We start from the raw sequence: 13,379 nt of genomic DNA, 5'->3' as shown, positions 1-13,379 counted from the left end.
GATGATGCCGAATAAACCGATGTATGCAAAAATGAAAGTATTGCCAATGTGTATTGCATCGGCGATGGCGGTCAGTGCTGCATGCGTAGAAAACGCGCATGCAGAGCAAGTATTTAATACTGCCTTTTTAACTGATGGTTTGTCGAATGCGCAAATTGCAGACTTGACCAAATTACAAAGTTCACCACAACAATTACCAGGCGTTTATCGGGTTGAGATTTATGCCAATGATGAATATGTGGTTACTCGTGATATTCAGTTTGTGGAAAAACAAAATACTGCAGATGCAACAGGGTTAATGCCTTGTTTAGACCTTAAACTATTAGAAAGTTTTGGGGTAAATATGGCGGCTTATCCTGAGCTATTGGCATCGTCAAATCCACAATGTTTAGACATCAGTCAATTGATCAATGGTGCAAATAGTCGCTTTCAGTTTAGTAAGCAAAAACTCTATATTGATTTACCACAAATCTCGTTAAAAAATCAGGTGCGCGGATATATTCCACCAGAACAATGGGATGAAGGCATCAATGCGATGTTTTTAAATTACCGGATGTCAGGATATAACAACTCTGGTTCAGTTACCGCAGGAAATGGTCTATATATCAGTGTAGACAGTGGCATGAATTTAGGTTCATGGCAATTACGTCATTCTGGCAGTTTTAATTACAGTTCTAATAATAACTTGAGTACGCATGAGTGGACCAATCTCAATACTTATGTGCAAAAAACACTGATTCCAATCAAAAGCCAACTTAGAATTGGTGATGGTGCGAGCGAAGGCAGTATTTTTGATAGCTTCAGTTATCGTGGAGCCGAGTTATCTACTGCCGATGCCATGTATCCTGATAGCCAACAGGGTTATGCACCGAATGTGCGTGGGGTTGCTAAAACCAATGCCAAAGTGGTGATTCGACAAAATAATAATATTGTTTACCAAATCAATGTCGCTCCTGGTCCTTTCTTAATTCAGGACTTGAACCCTGCTTTTGGTAGTGGTGACTTACAGGTATCCATTGAAGAAAGTGATGGTTCGATCCAAACTTATCTTGTGCCATATTCAAGTCTACCGATTTTACAACGCGAAGGGCGTACACGTTATAGTGTTTTAGCGGGTGAATTCCGCAATGGTTCTCGTAACAACAGAGAAAATGAAAATGTTGTGCAAGCGACTGTTGTACATGGATTACCAAAGGGGCTTTCGATTTATGGCGGGACTCAACTGTCCTCGAACTATCAAAGCACTTTACTCGGCTTTGGCAGTAACATGGGACAGTTTGGCGCTTTTTCTTTCGATTTAACGCATGCAAACAGTGAGTTGGTCGATGGTTCCAAGCACCGTGGTCAATCGATGCGTTTCCTCTACTCTAAATCTTTACTGCGCTCAGGAACAAGTTTTCAGCTTTTGGGTTATCGCTATTCAACGCGTGGCTTCTATACACTCAATGATGTCTTTTACGGGCAAATGAGTGAAAACTATAGTGAGGCTGAAACTCAGGACGGCAATTTGGCAAATGTAGGTATCATTGCCAATGGCTATGATCTGAACCATGCTAAAAAAGGTCGTTTGCAAGCCAACATTTCGCACTCAATGGGGCGTTATGGTTCACTTTACTTTGCAGCAAACCAGCAAAGTTATTGGGGAACTGCCAAAAAAGATGAATGGATACAGGCTGGCTACAATGGTGCATGGAATGGCATAAGCTATTCGCTCGGTGTCAGCCGCAACATGTTTTCACAACTGGACAAAGTAAATACACTTTATACCGCTAATGCATCTTTTCCGCTCGGTCGTCTGCGTTCTAAAGCGAATTTCCGTGATAACCCTTGGGCGAATACCTATGCAACAGTATCGACCACACAAAATTCAGATGGCAATAATTCTTATCAGACTGGAATTAGCGGCACTTTATTGAAAGACCGCAATTTGAGTTATAGCATTCGCCAAGGTTATGTCACTGAACAAGGTTCAGCAGGCGCCATTAATGTGGGCTATAACGGAACTTATGGCAATGTAGGTGCAGGTTATAGCTATGATGGAAACAATAATCGCTTTAGCTATAGTGCAAGTGGTGGCATGTTGCTGCATAAAGATGGATTGACCTTTGGTCAGATTCTTGGTGATACCAGTATTTTAGTCAAAGCTCCTGGTGCTAAAGGGGTCAAAGTTGAAAACTATAATGGGGTTAAAACCGATTGGCGTGGTTATGCAATCTTGCCGTATGCCTCTGAATATCGTTTAAATCGTGTGGCATTGGATTCAAACAGTTTTGATTCAAATTTAGAAATCAACAGCAATGTTAATAATGTTGTGCCAATTCGTGGTGCAATCAGCCGCGCAACATTTGATACCAGTATTGGTGTGCGTGCTTTAGTTGATATCAAATATCAAGGGCAACCGATCCCTTATGCCAGTAATGTGACGGTCACTGCGAGCAAAACCGTAGGTATGGCGGCAGAGTCAGGGCAAGTTTATATGACTGGCTTACCGCTTAAAGGTGTGCTTGAAGTAACTTGGGGCGACGCAAACGAACAAAAATGTGTTGCAGATTATGATATTAGCACTGCTGACTTAAGCCTTGCAGTACAACAGTTTGATGTTGAATGTAAGTAACAGGAGAATATTGATGAAAAACCAATTACTTGCTTCAACTCTATTAATTCTGACTGCGATGGATGTTTCAGCAGGCTGGTGGCGTGAAGAACACAACAAAAATTTATATGCGGACTTTGGTACCTATACGTTTACCGATCCTGCAAATAATTCAACAGGGATGACATTTGATTCAGTTCTGACAGTCAGTGTAAATGGTGATCCTTGGACGACCCATTGTGATAACGGTACCACGCTCACAGGTGCTTCTATTCCTATTTATATGACTGCCTACTACACAGGACCTCGAGTCATCATTGGCGGAAAAAGCTATATGCAAGTGAATGATTATTTACAAGCCTCTGTTCGATATACCTATAATGGGACCAATATTAATGTACCCGCTCAAAATTCACGCTTTGGTTTTCCATCTGAACGCTGTGGCACTGCTACACATACTGGAAATACACAATTTACAGTAACCATGAGAATTTCCAAGCCCTTTGTTGGATTTACGGATATTGACATTCCATTGGCTGACTTCTATGTCGGCGATAATGCTGCTCCGTATGGTTCTGCACTCATCAATGGTGCAAAACAAACTTTACATCTAAGAGGGCGAGTGATTGTCCCTCAAAACTGTATTATTAATGATGATGTTGAATCAATTGTTGATTTTGGAAATATTCCAACCTATAGCTTTAAAAATGCAGGTATAGGCAACAAAATTAATGGTATCCCGAAAGCCAATATGCCTTTGTCAGTGAAGTGCAATAATTTTATTAGTGATAATGCACCATTAACTGTACGAGTCCAAACGGACAGAGTTGGTGGACCTGCCAATGATATTATTGTGTCTAATAATCCTGATATTGGTTTTAAAATGTCAGACCAAAATGACAATGTACTGATTCCTAATAATATCAACAGTAAAATTCATTTCAACAATACCAATCCTGCCAATATCGTGGTGAAAGCATGGCCAGTCAGTGTCACTGGAAATCAACCTGCAGCTGGACCTTTTCAGGCACGTGGCTATTTCCGAATAGATTTTGACTAGGGGCTGATGATGAATATATTAAAGCAAAATCTTTATCGTACGGCTTGTCTGATTATGGTGAATATTGGTCTGTACAGTTATGCACACGCTGATTTGGGAACCTATAACTTTACTTTAAAAGGTAATGCGACAAATTCAACCTGTGGTGTTGAGGAGAGTCAGGCGCATAAAATAGTCGATATGGGATTAAATTCTACACGTCAACTCAAAACACCTGGAGATAAAGGTCCACGTGTCGCGATTCCATTTAATTTGGTTCAATGCCCTGCGGGAGCAGAAGTCAGGTTTACGTTTATGGGTGAACAGAACCCTGTGAATAATCAACTTTTGGCTTTAAGTAATCCTAATGCAACATCAACTGCACAGCATGTTGCGATCGAGTTAACAGATTCTAATCGTAATCGCGTTCCAATTACAAAAACAAATAGATTTCCAAATGACATTTCTAGTAAAAGTCGTCCTTTTTTAGTGGATGCGAATGGCAATGCCTCAGTAGTATTTTATGCCAATTATATTGCAACGGATGCGCCTGCAACACCAGGTTTTGCCAATGCCTATGCTGAATTTTGGATAGACTATCAATAAAAAAAGCACAGTAAAATATTTGATTCTTCAATGTTTTTATAGGGCGCAATAAAACAGCATAGTCATCAAATCTTTTACTCACTCAGATAACTGATTTGGATCAACTTGCTCATTCAAAATAAGTTGATCTTTTGCTATAAATATTTACACCTAGATTGATGATCTTGCTGATAGGCTATGAGAGAAAGTTTTGATCGATAACTAAATTCTAAAAGTTGTGAGATTAGACGTTATTGTAATTTTGATGAGTTTAATATTTAGTATAACCACGCTTAAAAAATAAATAAAATCATAATATTGAAATTTTTTAAAGGTAAGGCATCTCAGCGCTACATGGTTCGTTTTGAATTGTCGGTTTTGATCATGCTAAACGAAAACCAATCTGATGACTGAAACCAGTACCTGTATAGTTACAATTTTTTATCTTTTTATGTTTTATAAGTGAATGAATCCTAGATAAGTTTACAATTTTAAATAATGAGTCCGACAAAATTTATGAAGATCGGGCATTACACTTTATTTAACCCTATATTTTTTGAATTATTTAATGGAAAGTTCTTATGTTTTCAAACTATATCCATTCTTTTGCTTTATTTTTCTCCTTGCTCAATCCTTTTCTAATGAGCATCTATATGATTGGGATGATTCGACATACTGAAACGAAGGTGTTTAATAAAAGCTTAGCCCAAGGGGCATTGATTGCTTATGTAGTTTTTTTACTGTTCGCATGGGGTGGCGAAGCAATTTTTAGTTCTTATTTAAATGTTCGTTTTGAATCCTTTCAGATTTTTGGTGGACTGATTTTCTTGGTGATCGGTTATCGTTTTGTTTTCCAAGGTGCGGATACGATTGGAGAGATGAGAGGAACGCCAGCACATTTGGCAAGTACGATGGCGATGCCTTTCATGATTGGTCCAGGTACAATTAGTGCGGCTGTAGTCACTGGTGTCAGTATGTCTTTCGTTGAATCAGCTCTCTTGATTGCATTCACTTTATTTATCAGCTGTGGCATTTTAATGATTATGAAATTTGGTCATGATCATCTGCGCTATAGTCATGCCAAATATATTGATCGTTATTTTGATATTGTTGGACGTTTATCTGCACTTTTAATAGGCACTATTGCAATTGATATGATTGCCAATGGAATCATTGGATTGATGAATAAATATTAGTTAAAAAATCTTCTATTCAATCTATTTTATACACGGATCAGATTCTCTTGATGAAAAGAGACTAAAGCAGTTTTAACCGCAGATTGGTTTTTGAGTATGCTGTGCAAAGTTGACTGTTTTTCAAATATCCTCCACATTCTTATTTTAATCTTGATACAACTTTTTAACGGCTATGTACAGATAAATTAAGCCTGATTAACAAGCGTTAAAATAGCAATGAAATCTGATACAATATTGCCAATTTTTGATTTCTCATTTTTCAGTTCAGGTACATATTTCTCAATGTGTACGTAACTGTGCACCTATTGTAGATTTTTTATGTTTAAAGAACAGTTGGCTACAGAAGTAGCAGCGCGTAGGACTTTCGCGATTATTTCCCACCCCGATGCTGGTAAAACCACAATGACAGAAAAACTGTTGTTATGGGGTAAAGCAATTCAGGTTGCAGGAATGGTAAAAAGCCGTAAATCAGACCGTGCTGCGACATCGGACTGGATGGAAATGGAAAAAGAACGTGGGATTTCGATTACCACGTCTGTGATGCAGTTTCCTTATAAAAAGCATGTCATTAACTTGCTGGATACCCCAGGGCATGAAGACTTCTCGGAAGATACATACCGTACTTTAACTGCGGTTGACTCTGCATTGATGGTGATTGACGGTGCAAAAGGTGTCGAAGAACGTACCATTAAATTAATGGAAGTGTGTCGTATGCGCGACACACCGATTATTTCATTCGTCAACAAAATGGACCGTGAAATTCGTGAACCATTAGAACTACTTGATGAAATTGAAAATGTTCTCAAAATCCGTTGTGTGCCAATCACTTGGCCTTTGGGTATGGGGCGTGATTTTGCGGGTGTCTACAATATTCTCGAAGATAAGCTTTATCTTTATAAAGCTGGCTTTGGTTCAACCATTACAGATATTGAAATTCGTGATGGCTATGACTATCCAGATATTCGTGACAAAGTGGGTGATCTTGCTTTTGCTTCTTTTGAAGAGTCTTTAGAACTGGTCAAAATGGCGAATGATCCGCTTGATCCAGCAGAGTTTTTGGCAGGACGACAAACCCCTGTATTGTTTGGTACAGCTTTAGGAAACTTTGCCGTTGATCATGTGCTTGATGCATTTATTCAATGGGCACCCGAACCGAAAGCACATCCAACACATGAACGTACTGTTGAAGCAACAGAGGAAGGCTTCAGTGGTTTTGTTTTTAAAATTCAAGCCAATATGGATCCGAAGCATCGTGACCGAATTGCATTTATGCGAATCTGCTCAGGAAAATATGAGAAAGGTTTGAAAATGAATCATGTGCGTATTGGTAAAGATGTACGTATCAGTGATGCTTTAACCTTTCTTGCCGGTGAGCGTGAGCAACTTGAAGAGGCATGGCCGGGAGATATCATTGGTCTGCATAACCACGGTACGATTCAAATCGGTGATACCTTTACCTCAGGCGAAAACCTTCATTTTACGGGTATTCCGCACTTTGCACCAGAAATGTTCCGCCGTGTACGTTTAAAAGATCCATTAAAATCTAAACAGCTTCAAAAAGGTTTGAAAGAACTTTCTGAAGAGGGCGCAACACAAGTGTTTATGCCCCAAATCAATAATGATTTGATTGTAGGTGCTGTGGGAGTGCTTCAGTTTGATGTGGTTGCATATCGATTGAAAGAAGAATACAAAGTGGATTGTATTTATGAACCTGTGAATATCAATACCGTGCGTTGGGTTTCATGTGATGATGAAAAGAAATTCAATGAATTTAAGAAAAAAGCACATGACCAGCTTTCAGTTGATGGCGGTGGTCACTTAACTTATCTTGCACCTAGTCGTGTGAATCTACAGCTGATGCAAGAGCGTTATCCTGATATTCAGTTCCGTGCAACGCGTGAACATTAAGTTCAGCTAACTTATTGCAAAATGTAAAAACAGCTTCCTAGTGAAGCTGTTTTTGTATCAAAATACAATGCTTTTTGTCCAAAGGGATTTATGCGGTGCAATATTCAAAAAAAATAATCACGGTATTTTGTTTAAGTACTTTGGTTTTGATGGCATGTGATTCAAAAAAAGATCAAGATAAAGACGGTTCAATATTACAACCCAAACAAGAAGCCGCAGAAGTTTTACCGTATTTAAATATTCAAGAAACCAAAGCAGATTATGCTTTGCCGTTTTGTGAGAAAAAGAATTGCATCGAAATCGACATTCAAACGATTAAAACTCAAGATGCTTGGTTAAACCAATGGATTAGCAATAATCAGGCGACTGTGATTCAAGCACAAATTGATTTAAAGCAGAACATGACTTTACAGCAAGCGATCAATGCTTTTGTCAAAAAATCAGATGCATGGCAAGAAGAGTTTCCGAAAAACAAAGCGTTTGAATTACATATGCAGACCCGAATGGCATCACAACGTAATCAATATGTTTTACTGCAAGTTGCAGTCAATTCACTACAAGCGGATGTTAGTATTCAAGAACGTCAATACTTTTTCGTTGCAGACCGTAAGTTGAAAAAAAGTTTAAGTATTTTAGATGTCATTCAAGCAGATCAACAAAATCAACTGAATCGTTGGGTGCAAGAAAAATATGCAGCATGGTTAGAAAAGCAAAATACAGATGTGAAAAAACATGCGCCGAAAAAGCTGTATTGGGGGCAGGCAGATTGGTTCTTTGATGGAGAAGGCGTGGGCTTACATTATCGCGCCAATGAGATTGTAGAAGATGGCACTCAGTTAGATATTTATTTAAGCAAAGAACAAACCCAAAAAATACTGAAAGCTGAAGTATTTCAACGTATGTTTTAATATCGATGTAGTCCATGCTGATCATCAACAATAGGATTCTACAGACTATTTGTTGAGATTGAATATTCTTTAAGAGGAACGATACGTCGAGATTGTATGCTGCATTGATGATGAGGTTTAAACATTCAATCAGCAAGCTGATCATGATAATAACGCTTCAATTTTGATACAAATTTTGATTGAGGATTGAGCCAGAGAAGAATAGGCTATCTTCTATAAAGATTGAAAAAATCTTGGCTTGGATCGTTGGATAGGTTTGTGAAATGTTGAATCAAAAAAATACCTTAGCACTTTCAATTTTGTTAATCACCTTGGGATTAACAGCGTGTCAAAAACCAGACTCTAAAAAAGTAGAGTCAGCTGTCGATCAAACTGCTGCGTCTCAAGTTCCAGATACGTCACTGTTATTGCAAGGCGATCGAGCCAAATTAAAATTAAACTTACCTGAGTGTGATGGAAATACATGCCCTGAATTTTCAATTGAACGATTGCAAAGTAACCAGCCCTTTGTAGATAAAGTGATTGATCAAGCGATTTTGGACAATCTGGATAAAATGTTGGATATTGCACAGTTGAGTAAAAAAGTTGCGGATCAACAGCAAGCCAGTTCACAAGCTTCAGCCAGTGAAGTCAACACAGACAAGACTCCAACGCAACAATTACAGGATCGTGTTCAACCTTATACAAATTCATTCTTGGCATTGGATAAAGAACTTAAGACATTGGGTGCAAGTGGTCAGATCACAATTAGTTTAAGCCCTAAAATATTAAATTCTGACAAGCCTTTAGCCACTGTTGTATTAAATAGCAGTAGCTACTTAGGTGGTGCGCATGGATCATCTGCACAAACTTATTTTAATTTTGATTTGGTCAGTAAAAAGCAAGTCAACTTGAATCAAATCATAGAAGCAAATCAAAAAGCAAAATTTGAAAAACTCGCTCATGATGCTTTTAAAGTTTGGGTTATCGATTCAAAACTTGCTGATAATGTGAATGAGTATGAACAAGCGTGGAAATTTCAATTATCTGATAATTTCTATCTAGGTAAACAAGGTCTAATTTTGCAATATGGTGAATATGACATTGGACCATATGTGGTGGGCTTGCCACGCTTAACCATTCCTTATGATCAATTAAAAGGAATTTTAAAACCGCAATATTTCCCTGCAGAAATGCAAGTCGATCAACCGAACAGTTCTGCGCCAGTGGCAGACAACAAAACGAAATCATAATGTCTTTGAGACTGTTTGATACCCATACCCATTTCGATGTTCCTGATTTTGATCAGGATCGAGAGGCGTTGGCGTACCAAGCAAAACTGGCTGGGGTTGAACATCTGGTTTTAATTGGTTTTTTACAGTCTCGTTTTCAAGATTTGATCCAAACTCAACATGCGCTAAACCAGTTAAAGAATACACCCCGTAGCCATCTAGCGCCCGGGTTGCATCCTTTTTATATTGAGCAACATGATTTAACTCATCTCAATGCACTCGAACAGATTCTTCAAACAGAACAGTGTATTGCTGTTGGAGAGATTGGTTTAGATACCTTTCTCAAACAACATAAACAGCCTGAAATTTTGGACAAGCAAAAAGCATTCTTTTCAGCACAGATTGAACTGGCCCAACAATTTGATTTGCCGATTCTTTTACATATTCGTAAATCACATGCGGATGTACTTACGATGTTGAAGCAACACCAGTTTCAAAATGGCGGAATTGCTCATGCTTTCAGTGGCGGCGTAGAAGAGGCCAAGGCATTGATCAAATTAGGATTTAAAATTGGGGTTACAGGGCAAATTACTCAGCCAAATGCCAAAAAGCTCCATGCTGTGGTACAGGCAGTAGGAGCTGAGCACCTTGTTTTAGAAACAGACTGTCCAGATATGACGCCTTTGTGTTGTCAGACATCTACAGAGCATCGAACCCGCAATACACCCGTCAATTTACCCTATGTTTTGGCAGGCTTAGCTGAGTCTTTAGCGATAGAGCCTGGACCATTGGCAGATATTTTGTGGAACAACACTTTGACATGCTTGAGGATGGAAAAGGTTTGATCATAAGTTAAATTTGCCAAGGCTCGGTCTATATCCACTCAAAATATCTTGAGTAGATGGGGAGAGATCACTGGTCAATCGTTGTTGCATTTGATCGCATAAATTGAATAAAAATAACCAATTCACAACACCTAAAATAAATATTTGTCTTAGATTGAAAGAAGTACTCCAAGTAGCTCAATAAGAAATTAACGCCAAGCTGGAGGTTCACTCAATGGCAAAGTATGGTCGTATAAATAGTTTGAATTCGCTACAGAACTTAAATGTCGGGAATTCAACATATAAAATTTTTAGTTTGAAACAAGCCCAATCTGAATTAGGTGATCTTTCAAAACTACCGAAATCACTCAAAGTACTGTTGGAAAATTTACTGAGATTTGAAGATGATCTCACCGTAAAGCGAAGTGATATTCAGGCAATTGTAGATTGGCAGAAAGCGAAAACATCAGATCAAGAAATTCAGTATCGACCAGCACGGGTATTAATGCAGGATTTCACTGGTGTTCCTGCTGTTGTCGATTTAGCTGCAATGCGTGCTGCTGTTCAGGCGGCGCATAAAGATCCAAATATAATTAATCCTTTATCTCCTGTAGATTTGGTGATTGACCATTCGGTAATGGTGGATCATTTTGGAACAGACCAAGCCTTTGATGAGAATGTTGAAATTGAAATGCAACGTAATGGTGAGCGTTATCAATTTTTACGTTGGGGGCAGTCATCCTTTGATAATTTTAGTGTTGTTCCACCGGGCACTGGGATCTGCCATCAAGTTAATCTAGAGTATTTGGCGCAGGCTGTTTGGTTAGGTGACAGTGATGGTGAAAGCTATGCTTTTCCAGACACTTTGGTCGGGACTGACTCACATACCACCATGATCAATGGTTTAGGTGTATTGGGCTGGGGTGTTGGAGGCATCGAAGCTGAAGCAGCAATGTTGGGGCAACCGATTTCGATGCTGATTCCTGAAGTGATTGGTTTTAAATTAACAGGCAAGTTAAGAGAGGGAATCACAGCAACCGATTTGGTATTAACCATTACTCAAATGCTACGCAAAAAAGGCGTGGTTGGTAAATTTGTCGAATTTTACGGTGACGGTCTTGCAGATCTACCGCTTGCTGATCGAGCAACCATTGCCAATATGGCACCTGAATATGGAGCAACTTGTGGCTTTTTCCCCATTGATGAAATCACACTTGGCTATTTAAGATTAACAGGCCGACAAGATGATCGGATTGCACTGGTAGAAGCTTACTGTAAAGAACAAGGATTGTGGCGTAATACTGGAGATGAACCTGTATTTACCGATACTTTGGCATTGGACATGAATACAGTTGAAGCCAGTGTTGCAGGACCAAAACGTCCGCAGGATCGTGTCGTATTACCTGATATTCCAAAAACCTTTAGTGCATTGATGGAATTAGACCTTAAACCTGCCAAAATTGAGAAAGAACGCTTGGTGAATGAGGGTGGTGCTGGCACAGCCATCGATTCAAAACAATCTGCATTACAAAATGAAGAGCCGCATTGTGTCATTGATGGTAAACGTTATCCATTGACCGATGGTGATGTGGTGATTTCTGCAATTACGTCATGTACCAATACATCTAACCCAAGTGTAATGTTAGCAGCAGGCTTATTAGCCAAAAAGGCTATAGAGAAAGGCTTGCAACGTAAGCCGTGGGTTAAAAGTTCTTTAGCACCGGGCTCTAAAGTCGTGACGGATTATTTAGAGGCGGCAGGATTGCTGTCATATTTAGACCAGTTGGGCTATAACCTTGTGGGTTACGGTTGTACAACCTGTATTGGTAACTCTGGACCTTTGCCTCAGCCGATTGAAGATGCAATTCAATGTTATGACCTCAATGTGGCATCCGTGCTTTCAGGAAACCGAAACTTTGAAGGACGTGTGCATCCATTGGTGAAAACCAACTGGTTGGCTTCCCCACCATTGGTTGTGGCGTTTGGGCTATTGGGCACGATACGCAGTGATATTACCACCACAGCATTAGGCGTTGACCCACAAGGCAAACCAATTTATCTAAAAGATATTTGGCCGACTCAGATTGAAATTGATGCTGTGTTGCAAAAAGTGAATACGCAGATGTTCCATAAAGAATATGCGGCAGTTTTTGATGGTGATGAAAAATGGCAAGCAATTCAAATCCCTGATTCTGAAACCTATGAATGGGATGAACAATCGACTTATATTCGTCATCCTCCATTCTTTGAAGGCATTGATCAACCCACGAAGCCAATTCAAGATATTCTCAATGCCAATATCTTGGCCGTTCTTGGTGACTCAGTCACTACAGACCATATTTCTCCTGCGGGGAATATCAAGAAAGACAGCCCAGCGGGGCGTTACCTAGAAGCGCAAGGTGTGGATCAAAAAGACTTCAATTCATATGGCTCACGTCGTGGTAATCATGAAGTTATGATGCGTGGAACATTCGCCAATATTCGTATTAAAAATGAAATGTTGAATGGTGAGGAAGGTGGCAACACACTGTATATCCCAACAGGTGAAAAATTGGCGATCTATGATGCTGCAATGAAATATCAACAGGATTCGACACCTTTGGTGATTATTGCAGGTAAGGAATATGGTACAGGTTCTTCACGAGACTGGGCAGCCAAAGGAACCAACCTTTTGGGGGTGAAAGCGGTAATTACCGAGAGTTTTGAACGGATTCATCGTTCAAATTTAGTCGGTATGGGGGTACTTCCTTTACAGTTTGTGGATGGGCAAACCCGTCAGTCGTTAAATTTAACAGGTCATGAGCAACTGTCGATTTATGGCTTATCGGATGATATACAACCGCATCAAAGCTTAGATGTGGAAGTTAAACGTGCAGATGGTTCACAAGATCGTTTCAAAGTGTTATGCCGTATTGATACCTTGAATGAAGTGGAATACTTTAAAGCAGGTGGTATCTTGCATTATGTATTACGAAACTTAATTGCTTCCTAGTTGAACGCTTCCACATAATTTTTCAGTTCTCCAAGCCCTGTATACGGTACAGGGCTTTTTTTATTGCATCTAGGCAAGACACATTGTCGAGAAATGAGTAAAATAATGCGGTATTTTTGAGTT

The 13,379-nt window shown here is 39.3% G+C and carries 9 protein-coding genes; all 9 read left to right on the top strand.

Features of this window, described 5'->3' with window-relative positions; genetic code table 11:
- Nucleotide 1: 1 nt before the first annotated feature.
- The 9 genes from TOL5_RS18070 (at nucleotide 2) to acnA (ending at nucleotide 13,256) form a co-directional block, all read left to right on the top strand.
- Nucleotides 2-2,614: a fimbria/pilus outer membrane usher protein gene (locus TOL5_RS18070; RefSeq protein ID WP_151781685.1), complete on the top strand. Its 2,613-nt coding sequence runs from the start codon at nucleotides 2-4 to the stop codon at nucleotides 2,612-2,614.
- A 13-nt stretch (nucleotides 2,615-2,627) separates the two neighbouring features.
- A complete protein-coding gene (locus TOL5_RS18065; protein WP_151781686.1) occupies nucleotides 2,628-3,653 on the top strand; it encodes a fimbrial protein in 1,026 nt (341 codons plus the stop codon).
- Between the two features lie 9 nt (nucleotides 3,654-3,662).
- Entirely contained in the window at nucleotides 3,663-4,238 is a 576-nt protein-coding gene (locus tag TOL5_RS18060) for a fimbrial protein (RefSeq protein WP_151781687.1), read from the top strand.
- Between the two features lie 560 nt (nucleotides 4,239-4,798).
- Nucleotides 4,799-5,413, top strand: a complete 615-nt coding sequence (locus TOL5_RS18055) for a MarC family protein (protein ID WP_004827639.1) — start codon at nucleotides 4,799-4,801, stop codon at nucleotides 5,411-5,413.
- 318 nt (nucleotides 5,414-5,731) lie between these two features.
- Complete coding sequence (locus tag TOL5_RS18050) at nucleotides 5,732-7,321, top strand: peptide chain release factor 3 (protein ID WP_004827642.1); 1,590 nt, start codon at nucleotides 5,732-5,734, stop codon at nucleotides 7,319-7,321.
- Between the two features lie 149 nt (nucleotides 7,322-7,470).
- Nucleotides 7,471-8,229, top strand: coding sequence for a hypothetical protein (locus TOL5_RS18045; protein ID WP_151780819.1), 759 nt, complete (start codon nucleotides 7,471-7,473; stop codon nucleotides 8,227-8,229).
- A 263-nt stretch (nucleotides 8,230-8,492) separates the two neighbouring features.
- Nucleotides 8,493-9,461, top strand: coding sequence for an RsiV family protein (locus TOL5_RS18040; protein ID WP_005031063.1), 969 nt, complete (start codon nucleotides 8,493-8,495; stop codon nucleotides 9,459-9,461).
- A complete protein-coding gene (locus tag TOL5_RS18035) occupies nucleotides 9,461-10,285 on the top strand; it encodes a TatD family hydrolase (RefSeq protein WP_199995607.1) in 825 nt (274 codons plus the stop codon). Before TOL5_RS18040 ends, TOL5_RS18035 begins: the two co-directional genes overlap by 1 nt.
- Before the next feature lie 214 nt (nucleotides 10,286-10,499).
- A complete protein-coding gene (acnA, locus tag TOL5_RS18030) occupies nucleotides 10,500-13,256 on the top strand; it encodes an aconitate hydratase AcnA (protein ID WP_151780806.1) in 2,757 nt (918 codons plus the stop codon).
- Nucleotides 13,257-13,379: the final 123 nt, after the last annotated feature.

The organism is Acinetobacter sp. Tol 5, assembly GCF_019702905.1.
Lineage (GTDB): Bacteria > Pseudomonadota > Gammaproteobacteria > Pseudomonadales > Moraxellaceae > Acinetobacter > Acinetobacter bereziniae.
The sequence above is the reverse complement of the archived record's forward strand: the minus strand, read 5'-3'. Positions and strand labels throughout refer to the sequence as shown.